At 43.6% G+C, this 17,084-nt stretch carries 17 protein-coding genes and 3 pseudogenes; 3 read left to right on the top strand and 17 right to left on the bottom strand.

The window, feature by feature from the left end:
* Nucleotides 1-212: 212 nt before the first annotated feature.
* The 3 genes and pseudogenes from QFZ80_RS07665 to QFZ80_RS07655 all read right to left on the bottom strand — a co-directional run bounded on the left by QFZ80_RS07665 (nucleotide 213) and on the right by QFZ80_RS07655 (nucleotide 2,114).
* Entirely contained in the window at nucleotides 213-986 is a 774-nt protein-coding gene (locus tag QFZ80_RS07665; protein ID WP_307558172.1) for a TerC family protein, read from the bottom strand.
* 228 nt (nucleotides 987-1,214) lie between these two features.
* Nucleotides 1,215-1,610 (bottom strand): annotated as a pseudogene (locus tag QFZ80_RS07660) (sugar phosphate isomerase/epimerase family protein); the annotation flags it as partial.
* 222 nt (nucleotides 1,611-1,832) lie between these two features.
* Nucleotides 1,833-2,114 carry a hypothetical protein gene (locus QFZ80_RS07655; protein ID WP_307558170.1) on the bottom strand — a complete coding sequence of 94 codons (282 nt, stop codon included), beginning with the start codon at nucleotides 2,112-2,114 and terminating at the stop codon, nucleotides 1,833-1,835.
* A gap of 255 nt (nucleotides 2,115-2,369) precedes the next feature.
* Here QFZ80_RS07655 and QFZ80_RS07650 point away from each other — a divergent pair, with 255 nt between their 5' ends.
* Nucleotides 2,370-3,080 carry a YwaF family protein gene (locus tag QFZ80_RS07650; RefSeq protein ID WP_307547743.1) on the top strand — a complete coding sequence of 237 codons (711 nt, stop codon included), beginning with the start codon at nucleotides 2,370-2,372 and terminating at the stop codon, nucleotides 3,078-3,080.
* 582 nt (nucleotides 3,081-3,662) lie between these two features.
* Here QFZ80_RS07650 and QFZ80_RS07645 read toward each other — a convergent pair.
* The 4 genes and pseudogenes from QFZ80_RS07645 to QFZ80_RS07630 all read right to left on the bottom strand — a co-directional run bounded on the left by QFZ80_RS07645 (nucleotide 3,663) and on the right by QFZ80_RS07630 (nucleotide 6,774).
* A complete protein-coding gene (locus tag QFZ80_RS07645) occupies nucleotides 3,663-4,043 on the bottom strand; it encodes a YmaF family protein (RefSeq protein WP_307547746.1) in 381 nt (126 codons plus the stop codon).
* A 93-nt stretch (nucleotides 4,044-4,136) separates the two neighbouring features.
* Entirely contained in the window at nucleotides 4,137-4,442 is a 306-nt protein-coding gene (locus tag QFZ80_RS38890) for a branched-chain amino acid transporter permease (protein ID WP_373460030.1), read from the bottom strand.
* 109 nt (nucleotides 4,443-4,551) lie between these two features.
* Nucleotides 4,552-6,121: pseudogene (locus QFZ80_RS07635) on the bottom strand (IS1182 family transposase).
* 176 nt (nucleotides 6,122-6,297) lie between these two features.
* Complete coding sequence (locus QFZ80_RS07630; protein ID WP_307547747.1) at nucleotides 6,298-6,774, bottom strand: UPF0158 family protein; 477 nt, start codon at nucleotides 6,772-6,774, stop codon at nucleotides 6,298-6,300.
* A 355-nt stretch (nucleotides 6,775-7,129) separates the two neighbouring features.
* Between QFZ80_RS07630 and QFZ80_RS07625 the strand changes: the two genes are divergently transcribed.
* Complete coding sequence (locus QFZ80_RS07625) at nucleotides 7,130-8,128, top strand: SDR family oxidoreductase (protein ID WP_307558167.1); 999 nt, start codon at nucleotides 7,130-7,132, stop codon at nucleotides 8,126-8,128.
* Nucleotides 8,129-8,188: 60 nt separating this feature from the next.
* Here the strand turns inward: QFZ80_RS07625 and QFZ80_RS07620 are convergent, their stop codons facing one another.
* Together QFZ80_RS07620 and QFZ80_RS07615 are read right to left on the bottom strand one after the other, a co-directional pair.
* Nucleotides 8,189-8,593: a nuclear transport factor 2 family protein gene (locus tag QFZ80_RS07620; protein ID WP_307547752.1), complete on the bottom strand. Its 405-nt coding sequence runs from the start codon at nucleotides 8,591-8,593 to the stop codon at nucleotides 8,189-8,191.
* A 103-nt stretch (nucleotides 8,594-8,696) separates the two neighbouring features.
* Complete coding sequence (locus QFZ80_RS07615) at nucleotides 8,697-9,164, bottom strand: DinB family protein (RefSeq protein ID WP_307547754.1); 468 nt, start codon at nucleotides 9,162-9,164, stop codon at nucleotides 8,697-8,699.
* Nucleotides 9,165-9,362: 198 nt separating this feature from the next.
* On the opposite strand from QFZ80_RS07615, the gene QFZ80_RS07610 reads away from it, so the two are divergent.
* Complete coding sequence (locus QFZ80_RS07610) at nucleotides 9,363-10,265, top strand: LysR family transcriptional regulator (RefSeq protein ID WP_307547757.1); 903 nt, start codon at nucleotides 9,363-9,365, stop codon at nucleotides 10,263-10,265.
* Between the two features lie 174 nt (nucleotides 10,266-10,439).
* Here QFZ80_RS07610 and QFZ80_RS38885 read toward each other — a convergent pair whose 3' ends face one another.
* The 8 genes and pseudogenes from QFZ80_RS38885 to QFZ80_RS07575 all read right to left on the bottom strand — a co-directional run bounded on the left by QFZ80_RS38885 (nucleotide 10,440) and on the right by QFZ80_RS07575 (nucleotide 16,807).
* Nucleotides 10,440-10,535, bottom strand: coding sequence for a GMC oxidoreductase (locus QFZ80_RS38885; protein WP_373460382.1), 96 nt, complete (start codon nucleotides 10,533-10,535; stop codon nucleotides 10,440-10,442).
* A 54-nt stretch (nucleotides 10,536-10,589) separates the two neighbouring features.
* Entirely contained in the window at nucleotides 10,590-11,183 is a 594-nt protein-coding gene (locus QFZ80_RS07605; protein WP_307558165.1) for a YdeI/OmpD-associated family protein, read from the bottom strand.
* A 181-nt stretch (nucleotides 11,184-11,364) separates the two neighbouring features.
* Nucleotides 11,365-11,787, bottom strand: coding sequence for an SRPBCC family protein (locus QFZ80_RS07600; RefSeq protein ID WP_307547762.1), 423 nt, complete (start codon nucleotides 11,785-11,787; stop codon nucleotides 11,365-11,367).
* Nucleotides 11,784-12,113 carry an ArsR/SmtB family transcription factor gene (locus QFZ80_RS07595; protein ID WP_307547763.1) on the bottom strand — a complete coding sequence of 110 codons (330 nt, stop codon included), beginning with the start codon at nucleotides 12,111-12,113 and terminating at the stop codon, nucleotides 11,784-11,786. The genes QFZ80_RS07600 and QFZ80_RS07595 overlap by 4 nt, the downstream gene beginning before the upstream one ends.
* Nucleotides 12,114-12,245: 132 nt before the next feature.
* Nucleotides 12,246-12,329: pseudogene (locus QFZ80_RS38880) on the bottom strand (DoxX family protein); the annotation flags it as partial.
* Nucleotides 12,330-12,593: 264 nt separating this feature from the next.
* Nucleotides 12,594-13,505: an SDR family oxidoreductase gene (locus QFZ80_RS07585; RefSeq protein WP_307558163.1), complete on the bottom strand. Its 912-nt coding sequence runs from the start codon at nucleotides 13,503-13,505 to the stop codon at nucleotides 12,594-12,596.
* Nucleotides 13,506-13,540: 35 nt separating this feature from the next.
* Nucleotides 13,541-13,669 (bottom strand): hypothetical protein, encoded by a 129-nt coding sequence (locus tag QFZ80_RS07580; protein WP_307558161.1) that lies wholly within the window; start codon nucleotides 13,667-13,669, stop codon nucleotides 13,541-13,543.
* A 174-nt stretch (nucleotides 13,670-13,843) separates the two neighbouring features.
* Complete coding sequence (locus tag QFZ80_RS07575; protein WP_307558159.1) at nucleotides 13,844-16,807, bottom strand: rhamnogalacturonan lyase; 2,964 nt, start codon at nucleotides 16,805-16,807, stop codon at nucleotides 13,844-13,846.
* Nucleotides 16,808-17,084: the final 277 nt, after the last annotated feature.

Raw genomic sequence — 17,084 nt, 5'->3', positions numbered from 1 at the left:
TTGTTACACAATGTATTATGATTGTTTTCTACATTCCCTTTTATTTTTAAACAAAAATAAAAAGCATTTCTCATTACAAAGAAATGCTCATAACTAAAACTATTCAATTTATGACTTGATCAACTAACCTGCAGGTAAAGTCCAAATGCAAAATGGCCATCCTTTAGGGGATGGCCACCTGTCAGCAATGAAGGGCAGTCTGGATGTTGAACCTAGAGCTGATCAGCCTGTGAACTTTTTTTCGCAGGCGCAAACCAACCGAGAAGGGCGATCGCAACTAATACACCATAGAAGATAAGGGACCAGCCAGTGCTATGCGGGAAATGATGATCTAACACACCAATATCTTGATGGGCCAGGGTAATCACAGCGAGCTTCACGCCGACCCATGCCACGATCGCGTAAGCCGTGGTCTCCAGTGCCGGCCTCTGACCAAGCAGCTTTACAAACCAAGTAGCCGCGAATTTGATTAGGACGAGCCCAGCGACTCCACCAAGCACGACAACAATGAATTGTCCTCCGTCCATACCCCCGAAATCACGAAGCGGTGAGTCCGGGAGACCAAGTGCTAGAGCTACTGCAGCAAGAATGGAATCAATCGCAAAGGCGAGATCCGCAAGAGCAATTTTTCCTACGGTTGGCCAGAAGCCTTTTCCTGCAGCATCTTTTTTTATGTCCTCGCGGATGTTCTCGTTTTCCTTGCCGAAACGCGCTTTGATTATGTGCTTTAACCCAAGGTATAGAAGATAAGCTGCTCCGATCGCCTGTATTTGCCAGACGTTCGCAATAAACGATATCGCAAACAGAGCGGCGAAGCGAAAAACAAAAGCCATAATGATCCCATAATTAATGGCTTTCTTCTTCTGGTCCTCCGGTAAATGCTTCGCGATAACCGCCAAAACAAGGGCATTATCCGCCGATAGCAAACCTTCCAATCCAATAAGAATCAATAATGCCCATGCATACTCCAACCAAAGTGAATCCAACAGTACTTCTCCTCTCTATGTAAGAATGGTCATGATAAAGTTGTCACTTATAACCTAAGTTCAATTGAGCCTAGGATTTCCCTGTGTTCAAGGCTTTGATTGTACCGTTACTGCCTTTTTCCTCAAGACCTTGATGTAAATGCCTTTTCTTATTAGCTTGTCCGACTATAATATACCACTTTGAAGATGTCAAGTAATGTCTCATTACAATCTTAAGCGTAAGTTCATCTATGCTTTTAACCCTAATTTTGCAAGATTGGTAAAGCTGATCTCCAAACTTTCGAAAGGATTACGGTCATAACAGTCGTCCTGCTCGACCGCGGCCCACTCCTCGCCGATCTCCTCGCATGCTTGAATAATCCCTTTGAAATTCATATTACCTTCGCCGACTTCCGAAAAACGCTGTTTCCGATCCGGTGTCACAATCATGTCCTTGAAATGAACAACCTTCATTCTTCCTTCCATCTTTCGAATCCACTCGATCGGATCGGCCCCACCAGCTTGCACCCAATAAACGTCCAGCTCGAAATTCACGCTATCTGGATCCGACTCCTCAAATAAAATCTCCATGCCTGTTTTTCCTTCATATTTCGCGAACTCAAAGTCGTGGTTATGATAGATGAACTTTAACCCGGCACTTGAGTGATTATATTATCGTTTTCCGTACCTCAATGAAAAAAGGAGCTGCAACGCTGACAAGCTCCTCCACTTTTTTGAACTAGCGTTGCTAACAAAACAATTACTCCGAACAGGCTACTAGAACACCTTACTTATCCGAATAAAAAACGAAAACCAGCATTTTGCGGGTCATTATCGGAATATTCTATTGTAATTGCTTCGCGTACGCTATTCCTCTTCATCTTTTTTTCGTTCCCAATAACTTCCCTCACCAAAGTAATCCTGACAAACGTTATCAAGGGTCTTCAACGTATCAATAAATCCTTTTAAATCACACGTATGAAAAGTATCTTTAAGTTCACGATTTTCTTCTGTAACTGAATATACGTGAATTTCTGTACAACCATCCCATCTAACATTAACATCAAGACGCTTATCATCGGTTTCCAATTCTAGAGCTACCGTCCCACCATCTTCATCTCTTTTATGTTCTGTTTTTATAATCCACAATATAAAACACCACCTTTTGGTATAGGATTACCAAAAGTGGAACCTTTTATCTCCAACTGATCTACAAATTAGAACTCTATAAGTTTCTATACGCTAAGAAAAAGCTGAAATTTACTGTTGTGATTCTTTATGGTTTATATTGATGAAAATAAACCAAATGTTTCTGTACGTCTTTCAGGTTTGTACCATTTCAAGTATGGATAAAATAGTTCGCAGAATAGCTATATAATTTCCAATAAAGGGAAGTGGATTTTTATGGACTGGTTTTCGGAAACGGAGTATCCTTTTGCCATGTTTACTCCACAACATATTCTTCCGCTTGTCGGAATAGCTTTACTGGTTCTGCTGCTGTATCGGTTTAAAAACTCGCTTCGCCACGAAGACTGGAAGAACAGAATCAGGTTTGGACTTTTCACGCTCCTCATCGTGTTTGAAGTCTTATTGTACGGATGGTATTTTTATTTCGAGCAGTTTTCCTTAGAGCAGTCCCTTCCCCTCCAGCTATGCAGCATCAGCTACATCTTGACCATCGTCATACTGCTTTTTCCATTTTATCGGATATATGAATTTTTATATTTTGCAGGTGCCGGCGGTGCCATACAGGCATTGCTGACACCGGCGGCCATCCTGTCCGGATTTCCCCATTTCACTTATTTTTACTTTTTTATCGGTCATGGCGCCATTGTATGGGTTGCCTTGTATATGACCTGGGTGCATGGCTATCGGCCAACGTGGCGTTCGATTTGGAGAGTACTTCTGATTATGAACGGTCTTTTGGCAGTAATCATCCCCGTAAATTGGATAACAGGAGGAAACTACCTATTCGTCACAGAAAAACCGTCCGGAGATACGTTGCTTAATTATCTGGGGCCTTGGCCGTGGTACTTGTTATCCCTGGAGGGGGTGGCGGTGATTATTTTCATTTTCATGTACCTCCCCTTTCTGCTCCGCAGGTCTAACACCTAAGTTTCCGCTGGTACTTTTTCCCGGCCTTCAGCTCGGTCCATAATCGCTTTTAACGGTATAACTTAGTCCAATAGTGATTCACATCGTTCAATTCGTCTGAGTATTCTCTCAGGTTCAGACATATCTGCCGATCTGTGAAATACCCCTAGGTTAACCATACAGCTTAAAATACGTTTCAGTTCGAGGATCGAATTTCTTATTTTCAATAAGATTTCTTAGTTCTCTGCATCATTCATAGCAATATAAAGTTTCTCGCGTTGATATTTATAAACTTCTGCTAAATCAGATCCGAATTCAATTTCAAGTAACTTTGGTGGTTTTGCCAGATAAGTTTGTAACTCGAACATAATACCTCCATAACTCACTAAATTCCCATATATTTTATACGTATTCAATTGCATGCTGTTGCGGCCTTATACAATTGAAATCCGCCAAATAGCTTAACGAGGCTGCCGATCATGCCGGCAGCCTCGTCTAAGGTGTTATTGAGCTATTTTAGTCTCCAGAAATTTAGAACCCGAATCTTTGAGAAGGCTTGAAACACTATTCTAGGTTACTTTTAATCTACTTATAAAGCTATAATTACAGTTCGTTGCCTGTGTTGCCGCTATACATGTGCGAATGAGGATGCATTCCATTTATTGTTGTATAACCTTGGAAATAATGAATATGCCCTCCGTTTGGCAAGGGAATAGATGGTCCTGTGGTTCCTTGAATAATATGAGTATGACCCCCATTAAATGAAGTTTCTGCGTAATAATTATGAACATGTTGGACTCCGCTTGGTGCTGGTTCTGTCATACCTGCGTATTGGTGATTATGTCCATCATCAAATGAGGTAATTCCTGAAAACGGATGAACATGAACAGGACGACCATTCCAAGAAGTAATAAACAACTTATGTGAGTGTTTTGCGTTTTCATCATTGGAATGCATGACAAATCCGGTTATTGGAATGTCCATATATCTCTTCCCTTCATAAGGTTTTAACTTTGTATTCTATGAAGGAGCCATGCCAATGGTTTTAGGCATAATACCTATTATTCAAATGCCCTACTACAACATGCCGGCTTGAACATATCTGAGGCAAGTACCGGGGAATGGCGAGGAAAAATGGTTCTTAGTATCAATCTGATTTAACATTTCAATTAACATGTAGACGATCGTACCGCTTGCAATTGATAAGAGCATGTTTCTTCGCCAAATATGGAGTAAAGCAACTATCGTGACAGAGATTAGTTCAGGGACACCGTGGTTAAAACTGACATCTTTCATACTGTAAATAACCAGTAGCCCTAAAGCTGCTGCCGGTTTTGAAAATTTTGAAGGTTTTTTATCGGATAAATATAGAAAGACATTCAATAAGGTTTTCAGCCAAGAAAAAAGGAGGGTGTCCCAAAAGCCATGATAGTCTTGGTGTGTAGGACACTCCAGATCGTTAGAAAAAGTGAATATTTGAATGAAAAAGGAGCTAAGCGGCTTGTACGTGCTTAGCTCCTTTATTTTTAGCGTCCATCGCTGCTTTCTTCAGCAAGTTATGGGCAAGCGAAAGCCACCCGACCTCTAGACTTACTTTGGGTAAGCCTCGAAGCAGGAATCTTTTGAATCCGCGGTTGTTCTTGATGTCACCAAACACAGGCTCTGGCTCAATCATACGCCGTACTGCTAGCGCGTAACCTTCTTCGCTACGGAGTTTGTTGCGCGCTTGGTTCTTTAATCGCAAGTAGTTCATGCTTACTTTAACTTCGCGATTACCTTGGGCTTTCGTACACTGTGGTTTCAGCGGGCAACCTTCACAGCTTGCACTCCGGTAATGGCGGTACTCGATTTCATATCCACTCTCCGTTTTCTCTTTGCTTGCTCTGCGGAAAATGAGGGGTTGTCCTGTCGCACATGTCCACGTATCTTGTTCTTCGTCATAGGTCCAGTTGTCGATTTTACTAATATCCTTTTGCCACGCTTTGTTTTTCTCACGGTGATAGGTGCTATATTTGACGATGGCTTCGACTTCATTTTGCTCTAAATAGTCGTAGTTCTCTTCGCCGCCATATCCCGCATCAGCGATGATCGTGCTCGGCAGCTTGCCTAGTTGCGATTTTACTTTTTCAAGATGAGGGATGAGGCAGCGTGTATCGGTAGGCCGTTGGTGTACGCTGTAGCCGAGGATAAATTGATTTTCAGTGCCGATCTGTACATTGTAACCCGGCTTAAGTTGGCCGTTTCGCATATGATCTTCTTTCATCCGCATGAACGTAGCATCTTTGTCGGTCTTACTGTAGCTATTCCGACTCCCTAAAATTTCTTCATGTGTTTCATACTTTTGAAGTCGAGGAAGAAGATCTTTTCGAAGTGTGCGCACGGCTTTCTTTAGCGACTTGTCCTTCGGGTTTTCCTGCAGTCTTTCTTCCAATTGTTTGACAGCGATCTCTAATTTTTCACTTGTGATCTCAGACGCTCCGCCCAGTTCGCTTAGGTCTTGGCCAACATGCATCTGCTCTTCTTGCTTCTCAGCTTCTTCGATCGTGGCAAACAGCGTCTGCACTTTCTCCTGAAGCTTGGCCTTATGCTTCACAACCGCTTTACCCCAAACAAAGGTATACCGATTGGCATTCGCTTCAATTTTAGTACCGTCAACAAAATAGTGCTCTAGTTGAACGTACTTCTCGTCGGCCAAAAATTGAAGAACCGCGGTAAATACGGTCTCCAGCAGGGCTTTCATCCGTTCAGAACGAAAACGGTTAATGGTGCGGAAGTCGGGTCGTTGTCTGCCTGCAATCCACATGAACATGACGTTTTCGCGGACAGCCTTGGCGATCTGTCGGGAGGAGTAAATACGCTGGGTGTAGGCATAAATGATCACTTTTTGTTAGCATCTTAGGGTGATAGCTATCTCTTCCGCCTCCAGGGTAAGCTGCGTCGAAAATGACGTCATCCAGTTGATTCACGGCGGCGTTTACAATGCGAACGAGGTGATTTTGAGGAATATCTTCCTCCAAGTCCATTGGCAGGCAAAGTTGATCCATGGTATATTGAATGTACAAAGAAACCGTCTCCTTTTGTAAGTGGTTGGGTGGTACCTCCATTTTACCAAAGAACGGTTTCTTTTTGTTTACAAAATGAGAGGATGCCCCTCAGTCATTTTATGACTTTTGGGACACCCTCTTTTTGCAATGTTCATCTACAACTGCTCTTGTTTCTTGATAGTACCAGTTTTACTTCATTCCTCTATTACAAGATCCTTCGCTTCACACCAATCGATAACTAATTCCTTTAACTTTTTTTCTTTGAATTCATACCATTGTTTTTCAACGCCATGTTCTATGATCCCGTCCTTAAATCTTCTAAATGCCCCTCTTCCTTGAATAGCTCCAAACAATTCTTCTCTAACCTCATCTTCGCTTAATGTTCCGATAAATTCTTCTATTATTTCATACTCATGGTACTCGTTTCTTAGTGTGAAATCCAAGTAAACATCGTTTTCATCTTCAATAATTTTTATGGCTGTTTCAATGTTCTCTCTTTGCCAATCCGGAAACTTTTCAAGTGGTTCTTCATCTTCTGCGGCTCTTATCTCTTCTCTTGTTAATGTAATAACTTCTCCCGTATGAGTGTTTATATATGTAAAGGTCTCGTCCATTTGAATATCAATCTCATTAATTAGATCATCTAATTTCACTGTTGCTTTTTTCTTCATTGTATCCCTGCCCTTTCAATGAAATCCCTTTTTACAATATAGTTTAATCAAACCACCAAAAAAAATCAAAGAGGAGCTGCTTTAGAAGATGCAACTCCTTCTCAACTATAGTTATCCGCTAGTTCAATAGATCGTCTAGTATAGGCTCTGTCGTCTGCATTATCCCTGCAGGAAAGTCGTGACTATATCTCGCACGCGTTGGCATGTCTATGACGGAGGAAAGGTTTTATATCCCTTGCATTTAAAAAACTTGGATGTTTAGGAAGGAAAAGAGGATGTTTGTACCGAACGATTAATGAACCAGAATGAAAAAAAATGATTAAACGATTCATTTCGTACATAAGGAGGCTTTCGAATGGAACTGTTGATTCTTGGGGGAACTCGCTTTGTTGGCCGTTTTTTGACTGAAGCTGCATTGGCACGTGGACATGAAGTAACGTTGTTCAATCGCGGAAACAGCTCCATCGATATGTTCCCGAACGTAGAACGATTAATCGGTGATCGGAAAGACAACTTGGAGGCACTCAGAGGTCGACATTGGGATGCAGTGATTGACACTTGTGGTTTCTTCCCGAATATTGTGCGCCAATCAGCAGAATTTTTGAAAAATGCAGTAAAACATTATACGTTCATCTCTAGCGTTTCTGTTTACAACGATCTAACTCAGAGAGTTGATGAAAACTCTCCTGTCAGTACCATTTCTTCAGAAAGGTTGGAGGAAGTTACAACTGAAGGCGCTGGACCTTACTATGGTCCGGAGTATGGGGCATTAAAAGCGTTATGCGAACAGGAACTCGAAACACTCCTGCCTGGTCGTGTGCTCCACATTCGACCTGGGCTGATCGTGGGACCTTACGATTACAGCGACCGCTTCACCTATTGGCCAACGAGAGTCGCAAAAGGAGGCGACGTGTTGGTTCCAGAAGGAGTGAATCGCCAAATACAAACGGTTGACGTACGCGATCTGGCCGACTGGAACATCCGTGCGGTTGAGGAAAGCGTAACAGGTATCTTCAACGTTAGCGGTGCTACGTATACGATGGGCGAACTCCTGGAGACATGCAAATCTGTGTCCCATTCTGACGCGAATTTTGTGTGGGTGGATAACGATTTTCTGAACAGCAACGAAGTCGGTGAATGGAAGGAACTCCCGCTATGGCTTAAGTCCTTGCATGGCATGTTTGATGTCAACAACTCAAAAATTTTCACAGCCGGCTTTACAACGCGACCATTGGCAGAAACAGTTATTGATACTTGGAAGTGGGATAGAACTCGCCCTACTGACGAAACACGTAAAGCTGGACTTCACACTACAAAGGAAGCAGAATTGCTTCAAAATTGGTTTTCTAAATAATCTTTTGTATAGACGAAAAAAGAGAGGTAGACAAGTTGCCTCTCTTTTTTAATCGATCATTTATGGGGTTTCGTAGTTTTTTAACGGCATACCTACATATTCGCGGAAGGAGCGGATCCGCTCTGCCTCGAACTCGAAGACGACCGCAAGCTCATTGTGATAAGGCCCCCCATTCAACGAACCTTCCGCGCGAAAAACCACCATCCCGTTGTCCTCATTCTCAAGCAAGATGAGCGGAGTCAGCTGCACCTGCAATACTGAGCGCTCGAACCTGATCAATTCCTCGAACCGCTCTTTGCCATGCTGCTCGTGATTCCACCCCTCTAGCGGGAGCGGAACGAAGAAATGAAAACCTTCTGTAACCTTCTTAAGAAAATCGACTGTATGCCCTGTTTCGAAAGCCCGCCTAAAAGCATCAAACACTTCGCAAGTTCGGGATGGGACTGAGCCAACGGATTTCTCCATAAAAGAATCCTCCTCATTATGGTTTATTGGTCGCTCCAAATATTGAGTTGTCAATAAGTCGTTTGTCTATACTTTCTAACTTTGGTGTATTGCTTTTCATTGATTAGCGCGACAGGACCTTTAGTTGGCTCGATATCGTTCCAAGGTGAATGGCTTCGTGAATCAGAGCGAAGTTGAACAACTCGCCGGCGGTGTTGAATTGGAACGGTCCCAAGGGATACGGAGTTGAAAGCTTCTCGCCCAGCATTTCAGGTGTCAGCTCAGATAGGCGGGAAAGCTGCGCCGTTAACATCTCGAACAACTCTTCCTTCGATGGAGGAGCAAACGTCCAGTCCAAAGGCTTTGTTCCAGAGTTAAACAGCGTATCATACGAGTCCGGTATGGCCGACGGGGAGCCGAAGCTTAGGGTAGAATACTTATCCATCCAATAAATCATATGGCCGACATTCCAACGGATGGTATTGTTGAAGCCTTCCGGCTGCTTGTCGAAATATCCCTCCGTAACTCCCTGAAGCTTACCAATCACAACCTGATGCAGTACTTTACCTGTGTTAATAATCGATTGTGTCATAACTAATTTCCTCCTTTTGTAATGAGAAGCGCTTGATATATTCGTAGTATAGGTCTCATGGAACTTTCCATCAATACAGTGGGCATTACCGGAACGTTAAGTATAAGTTAACGATTATTCATTGACAGAAAAAGAAGGTGCAGTAACAATAATCATTGAACATGCATTCAGCGATGCAATTGAAAGCAGGTGTGAGCTATGGAGTTAAAACAACTACAGTATTTTATGGCGATTTGTGAAGAGCTTCACTTCACGAGAGCAGCCGAAAAAATGGGAGTCAGCGCACCCAACATCAGCCAGCAGATAAGGAGATTGGAAGAAGAAATAGGGGTTCTGTTGTTCGATCGTGTGGGAAAAACAATTGTCCTTACAGAAGCCGGAGCGATTCTTCATGAACATGGTGCTGCCGTGTTCGAGCGTCTGCAGCAAGCGAGCGACGCCATTGCTGATCTGAAGCAGATGCAAGGCGGATCGCTATCCATCGGCGTCTTGCCCGGTGACGCGGATCTCATGTTTAATGCCTTGCTACTGAACTTCCATCAGACCTATCCCACCATCTCGCTGTCCCTTCTGGAAACCATGAAAGTAACAGAACAAGTTCTGGACCGAAGCATCGACGTCGGCGTAACCATTGGACCTATTATCGATGAACGTCTCACATCAATTCCCCTGTTCCACGAGGAATTCTCATTAGCGGTAAGTATGAATGATCCCCTTGCCACGGAGAGCTTCATCCCCTTGAACAGGCTGCATGCGTTGAAGATGGTCATGTTCCCACCCGACCATCAATGCCGTAAGCTGATCGACCGCTTTTGCATGGACAACGGGTTTACTCTGCAGCCACATATGGTGACGACAACGTTATCCTCCCTCCTCCAGATGGTACAGAGCGGAGTTGGCACCTGTGTTCTGCCGCGATTGCTACTGGATAATCTTCACAATACAGACATCAAAGTCGTGCACCTGAGGAATCCTACGCCTTCTCAGGACATTTATCTGATCTACCGCAGCGACAGATATGTCGGATACGCCATGCGCACGTTCATCAAGACTTTGAGAGCCTACATCGAGACCGCTATCAATCATGCGAAGTCTTCATAGATAGGGTAGTACCAGTAAAGCTGATATTATCTAAACGAGCGTGTGAAAACCCCTTGAAATATAAAGGTCTGCACATTGTTTACATGTATTTAATGTATTCTTGGTGGGGGCATCAACAAAAAACAGCCCAAAACTGAACAATACAGTCTTGGTCTGCTTTTTTCTATTATTCAACTAAGCGAGTGCAATCGTGGTCAATATTTGATTTTCGGCCCCGATGTAAGGTAAAGCACTGTTGTCGGCCACATAGAGGCCGGAGACTCCGTGGATTTTCCATTTTAAATTATTTGAAAGTTTGATTAATTTATTTTCCCATCGAATATACTAATCATTTAATCCCTTTCCATCGAGAATTGGCTGCATACATTTTTCAACCCTTGACTCTCGAGTTTTGGATTGTTTGGGTTCTGAAAAATAATGAATGTATGCTCTTTGCCGTCCCGGCGTCAATGCTTCAAAAGCAGTTTTCAAGGCAGGAATTTCATCGAGTTTATTTTGAAATTCGTCAGGGATTATGTATTCTGTCGTCTTCTTAAAGTTCACTTCCAAACCGGCTTTTTCAACTTCAATGGCTTCATAAATATAGGCTTTCAAGATGGTTTCCATTTCAACTATTTCTTGAAGATTGGTGAACCGAATCTGGCGCGCCGCCTGTACATTCTCCGTTTGTTGGATTAGAATCCCATGGGCATCCTTTAACAAGGCACCTTTGTGAAACAGAAGCGCACAATATTCCTTAAATCCATGTATTAAAACTATGTTTTTTTCCTCAAACGTGTAACAAGGATGCATCCACTTAAAGTCTTCGGTCAGCTCACAGTCAAGAACGATATTTCTCAACTTCTCAAATTCTTCCTTCCAGTTTTTAGCTTTTCTTAAAAATCCATCAACCTTAGGATTCATTCTACTAATTGTCATCAAGGAAAACCCCTCATCAATTTTTCGTTCAGCTGACAGTACATCCGACATACGTGTAACAACAGATTACTTGATGGGCAACAGATACCATTAAGTGATCTGCTTTATGGTGTTGGGACATCTCACTATCGTACCCATTAATTTAGCATTGGGGAAGGAGATGTTTTAGCACCGAATGCGGTTATTGTTCCAACACCTTTTCAAGCTCGCCGCACCATTTACCCCAGCCATACTTAGCTCCACCCAGTGCTTGAGCATTTGAGATTCCGGTTTGTTCGAGATGAAGGTTAACCTTTGCGTCCCCTAAATCCTGCAGCGTCCAGGTGACCGTGTGCTTCTCTCCTCCACTGGCCCAAGTATAGGACAACCGGTTTGGTGCGTCCACGATAAGCACTTCGCCGTCAACAATGCCATCCCACCATTCGGTCGGCTGAGTACGAAACTGAAAACGATGTCCTACAACAGGCTTAAAATCATTTTCCATCGCCTGACCGGTGTGGATATTGACCACCCACTTGGCAAGCTTGCTTGAATCAGTTAAGGCGAACCAAAGCTTCTCAATCGATGTCTTGTACTGAAAATCCAAGGTTAATGTTAAACTCATTCTTCTTCCTCCTCTAATAGTTGCTTCAAGTGCAACATATTCGTACTCCAGAACTTGCTGTAGAAAGCCACCCAATCTTGAATTTCTCTGAGTGGAGAGGCGTTTAGCCTAAACCGCGTTTCTCTGCCGACTTTTCGGTCAAGTACCAGTCCGGCATCTTTAAGGATTGTCAAATGCTTGGATACCGCTGTACGGCCCATTTCAAACTGTGCCGTTAATTCATGAAGCGGTATCTCCTCTGCCTCTGATAACAGACGTATCAATCGGCGCCTAGTTGGATCTGCAATCGCGTCAAACACATCACGCAACGGGTTGTTTTCGTTCACAACACCCTCTCCTAAGCATTTTATTTATTTCCCAATCGGACACCATCTGGAAATTTTTTGATTATAAGACACCATTTGGTGTCTTGTCAACAACATCGCTCACAACATGCTCTCCCAGCTATCACCATAATCGATACCAGCGTGAACCCATTCTTTAAGCCGAGGAAAACCTGGCACGACGAGCGCGATGCCTCCAAGCACTTTCCAAATGACTAACTCCCAATTGGACACCATTTAGTGACACTTTGATTATAGGACACAATTTGGTGTCATGTCAAGCAGATCTGGCTTGGAAAGTTACAGGGAGCTTATGTCGCTATTCTACCTGTTAGCGCAACAAAGGGCTGCAGCACGGCAGCCCTTCTGATATTGAACTATAGTTTCCCGGTAGTTGAATGTTTGAATGCGTCAATATAAACGACCTGTAAGAGCCCAAAACCTTTCTACAGAACACTTGAATCCCTTCTTTTTTATTGAATATTAGCGGTACCCAGAAGCATTCGCTGGTTTGCCTGCATCCTGCACTTCTTCGAGATACCGCCAGCAGTCAGGCTGTGAGCCGTCAAGATCATAAAAACCATACACTTGTGCGAGCTTACCGCTTGACACAGAGTGACCGTTCCATCGGGCAGCTTCCGGATCTCCAGCTAGCGCGGCAACGGCACGCCCTACAAAACGCGGCGATTCCGAGATGATGGAATGAGGTTCCTTCACAGTGGCGTCACGCCAGTTTTCTTCCTTAACACCATAGTGATCAAGCATGATTTCAGAACGCATCCAACCCGGGGTTACTGCTATTGCGGTGCATTTATATGGTGACAGTTCATGAGCTAAAGACTGAGCCATACGAATGACAGACGTCTTGGCTAGATCGTAGAACATTGATAAACGGTAGTTTCTATCGTTGTATTCTGCCGTGCCATCCGTTATCTCTATTACCAGTCCATTCTTGTTTCGGATTAACAGGGGTAGTGCAAAGTGGCTTGTAATGATATGTGTGTCAATTGCAAGCCGAAGCATGCGAAGCCCCCGTTCAAGGGAGTGCTCCCATACGGGCACGTTCCACTGTGCCAAATATTCAGCCCCCCAAACATCGTTGACCAGGATGTCCAGTCTCCCCTGTTCATTCTCAATGCGGGCAATTAGAGCCTGTACCTGATCAGGATCCAGATGATCCACTTGAACCGCTATTCCTCGACCACCCGCATTACTTACAAGTTCAGCGGTTTCTTCAATTGTTTCAGGACGATTGTACTCGGAGCGTTGTGTTCGTGTCGTGCGTCCTGTCACATAAACAGTCGCCCCAGCCGCGCCTAATTCGATAGCTATTCCTCTACCAGCGCCTCGTGTTGCACCTGCCACCAAAGCCACTTTTCCATTTAGGAGTTTCATAATCTATTACTCCTTTCGTTGATCTACCGCCCATTTTAGACCATAAATATGTCAGCATGTGTCATATTAATAACTGCGAAGGTATATTTTTCAGCTATACTACCCATCAACGTTATGAAGCTGCCGATCGTGCCGGCAGCTTCATAACGTTGATGAATATTCATTTATATTTCCTCGTTAGCGTAATGAATCATGTTCCTCTAAGCTTACTTTCAACTAAGTCAAAACCTAGTAGAGTCCCCTTTTCCCTTGGATCCCACACTTGCATAATCGTGTTACTACCTCGTTAGCGGAACAATCGTAAAATAGTTACATTTATTTCTTAGGGTTATTTGGGGTTATTTGGGATTATTTGGATATTTTGGTTCTTTAGGATCCTTTGGTTCCCCATTGTGGGACTTGGTGGTATAAACAACATTAGGCGCATGCAGCCCTCCTGCAAGAACAGTTTCTCTAATGTCTTCACCAAGATAGAAGCCCAAATGCGGCGGCTGATTGTAGGCTGTGTTTTGCCATGCAATACCGTTTCTGTATACGGGATCATGCATGAGTGTATAAAGTCTGTACTCTGTAGGAATCGTCGTACTGAAGATTCTCAATTCCGAGCTGTCTGTTATAGGCAGAAGAACTTCTTCACGCCAGTCTCCAAGGATATCGGCCTGTAAGGTCGGAGTAGCCTTAGTTCCATTATTGCTTACTACATTTGCAAAGCTTTTTATTGTCTCAGCTTTCTTCGTGCTTTGGTTATACTTGGAGATGGATGTATTATCAAGCAATTCATTTAATAAATCCCCATCCCAGAAAAGAGCGAAGTTAACGGAAAGGCCTGCCGTTCTGAAGCTGTCGGCTACTACCTGACCCTGTACGTTGTAAATTCCTCCGCCTGCTGCCGGGGTTGTACCGCCGGTCCCCCAGAACTCATATCCAGCTCCAGATGTAATATTGGCAGCCAATCCGCGTCCAGTATCCACGTAACCATTGTAAGACATCAGTGTTTCCCCAGTTGCGGCATCATGGAGCTCAACGGATGCAACAGCCGGAACCTCATGAACTGCCATAACCTGAAGACCTTCACGAGCTGGATCGAATGCCCCTACATGAAGCGCGTCACCGTGTGATCCTTGTTCACGCTGCATTTCGCCATCCATTTCATAAAGAATTGTACCGTCTTGATCAAGGGTCAACGAACCCGCAATAATTTCGTCGAAACCGTCATTATCGACATCTGCAGTGGCCAGATTATGAAAACCTAAGCCTCCCCCTCTGCCTGCTTGGGCCGAATCGAAAGTCCACTGCTCTTGGAGCTTCCCATGAACTAAATGATAAGCCGCATAGGTAGTCCGTTCATAATAACCTCTGCCATATATGGCGCTCGGAGTCACTCCGTCCAGATAAGCCAGTCCTGCAAGGAATCGGTCTGAACGGTTATGCCATGTATCTCCCCATGAAGCGACATCCCCTAGCGGAAACGCATAATCAATCGTGTCTATAACCTTACCGGTTTCGCCTTTGAATATGGATATATATTCAGGTCCCCCGAATATATGACCGCTATCATTGACCCATTTTCCATTATCATTGGCATTGCCGATTACGCTAATAACCTTGCTGCTATCGAACCTTCCGTGGGTTGTCCCATATACGGTTGTAGCGTCTGCCGTTTTAATGAGGAATTCACTTTTTCCATCCCCATCAAAATCAGCTATGATAAATTGATGATAATGAGCTCCTGATGTCAGGTTAAGCCCCATATTGATTCGCCACAAAAGCGTACCGTCCAGTTTGTAAGCATCAAAAATAGTCGGTCCAGTCATCGCGTTTTGTGAGCTGTCGATCGCGTTAGAAGGATACCATTTCACAACAACCTCGAACTCGCCGTCACCGTCTAAATCCCCTACGCCCGCGTCATTTACACTATACGTGTAGCTTCCTGTAGCCGTTGTTCCTCCCTCAGGCTTTTGCATAGGAATCGAGAGATAATCGTTAGCTGCTGCTGTTGTCGCTTCGTTCGTATCCGATTTCCCCTGCACAAGAGTTTCCACTTTATAGGTATCTCCTGGAGTACCGGCTGAATCCATATAGTTTGTAATAGACAATGGCTCATTATTTAGTTTTTGCCCATTACGGTAAATATTGAATTTCACATCTTGATTATATTCATCTGCAAGCAGACGCCAGCTTACAAATATGCCATCTGTAGATTTCAAAGCGATAATTCCTCTGTCCAGCCACTCCGTCTGCCTTGCCGTATTCGGTGGAGCAAGACGGTTGTATACATAATTGGTTGCATATCTGTCAAATCCATTCTCCAGACTCTGGGGAACAGCAAGAATCCCCTTAAACGTGTAAACGCCAGATTCATGAGGATCCCAAGCCTTACCAACATTAACCCACTCGCTTACAGGCACGTCTATCTTACTATTATTAGCAAGAGTAACTTTTACCGATTGAGGTAAACCGATGGAATGGATGTCAGCTGATGTTTGATCTACATAAACGGTATGATAGGGTAATTTATCCACTTTTGTAATTCTATTTTCCGGAATAGGTATATGATAAACACCGAAATTATCAAGGTACGTAGTCCATGCAATATTATTACCGGATGTACGCATGCCCACTAATTTAACCGAGGCTACAGACCCGTCAAAAGCTACTCCATTTAAGGATGAAGTATATTCTTGACTTGTTCCCGTAGCTTTGTCGGTAAGCTTGCATATGACCACATTATTTTCCACGTCAAGATTAATCCCTACCGTATACCATGCTTGGGGATTCGTAATGCTGGTGCTTGCAGCAGGCTGCTTTCCTACGAAATATTGCAGAGGTGCATTGTTAGTGTTATTTAAAGTAAATACCGTATTACCGGTGCTATCGAGGATTCTAAACTCGCCGCCGTTTTCGCTTGGGTTGCTGGCGCTTTTATCATTAACCTTGCCCGGATACCAGTCGAATTGAACAAGGATCTGGCTGCCTTTCACAGAAGTAACGAAGTTCTTCGTTGCAACTCGTCCCCCGCTTTGGTTCGTCTGAGTGAACTGCAGCTTAGGGGTGTTATTTCCTCCAATATCATAGGTATTTATGGATACCGTAGCATTTGCTGTTGCAAAGCCCCAATTCACAGGATCAAGCGCAACCGTATCGCCAAAATCACTATAATATACACCGTCAAGTAAAATCCCATTGTTCTGGGCGGCCGAACCTCCACCAGCTTCAGCCGCTGTTACAATTGACCAATTCGGAATGAGGACCAATACAAGAAGTAAAGCAATAATATTTCTTAATTTTCTGTTAGTTGACACGTTTTTCATTTCACTCCTTCTGTTTACGATACGAAAGGATAATCTAATTACTCCGGGCAATTCTCAAGAATGCAAGCGTTTGCAAATTAAGATAAAAAAAGTCAACCATATACGGAATCCGTCGGTTAACCATCCCCCTTCGCTAAAAGTAGTAAATAAAATGACCACGTTCATACCGTTTACTCCTACGAAAACCCGGCCAATGAGTTAACTGTATTACCTGATGAACAACTCCGTCTATAGAACATTTTTTTATAAGTGATACCTTTTTGAATCA

This window comes from Paenibacillus sp. V4I7 (genome assembly GCF_030817275.1).
Taxonomy (GTDB): Bacteria; Bacillota; Bacilli; order Paenibacillales; family NBRC-103111; genus Paenibacillus_E.
Note: the sequence above shows the minus strand (reverse complement) of the source record. Positions and strands in the feature narration are given on the sequence as shown.

Coding starts and splice junctions, on each gene's coding strand:
- QFZ80_RS07600 (WP_307547762.1), bottom strand. CDS start 11,787: ATGAGTTTAACATTAACCTTGGATTTTCAGTACAAGACATCGATTGAG.
- QFZ80_RS07585 (WP_307558163.1), bottom strand. CDS start 13,505: ATGAAACTCCTAAATGGAAAAGTGGCTTTGGTGGCAGGTGCAACACGA.
- QFZ80_RS07610 (WP_307547757.1), top strand. CDS start 9,363: ATGGAGTTAAAACAACTACAGTATTTTATGGCGATTTGTGAAGAGCTT.
- QFZ80_RS07605 (WP_307558165.1), bottom strand. CDS start 11,183: ATGACAATTAGTAGAATGAATCCTAAGGTTGATGGATTTTTAAGAAAA.
- QFZ80_RS07615 (WP_307547754.1), bottom strand. CDS start 9,164: ATGACACAATCGATTATTAACACAGGTAAAGTACTGCATCAGGTTGTG.
- QFZ80_RS07580 (WP_307558161.1), bottom strand. CDS start 13,669: ATGAATATTCATCAACGTTATGAAGCTGCCGGCACGATCGGCAGCTTC.
- QFZ80_RS07645 (WP_307547746.1), bottom strand. CDS start 4,043: ATGGACATTCCAATAACCGGATTTGTCATGCATTCCAATGATGAAAAC.
- QFZ80_RS07630 (WP_307547747.1), bottom strand. CDS start 6,774: ATGAAGAAAAAAGCAACAGTGAAATTAGATGATCTAATTAATGAGATT.
- QFZ80_RS07620 (WP_307547752.1), bottom strand. CDS start 8,593: ATGGAGAAATCCGTTGGCTCAGTCCCATCCCGAACTTGCGAAGTGTTT.
- QFZ80_RS07650 (WP_307547743.1), top strand. CDS start 2,370: ATGGACTGGTTTTCGGAAACGGAGTATCCTTTTGCCATGTTTACTCCA.
- QFZ80_RS07625 (WP_307558167.1), top strand. CDS start 7,130: ATGGAACTGTTGATTCTTGGGGGAACTCGCTTTGTTGGCCGTTTTTTG.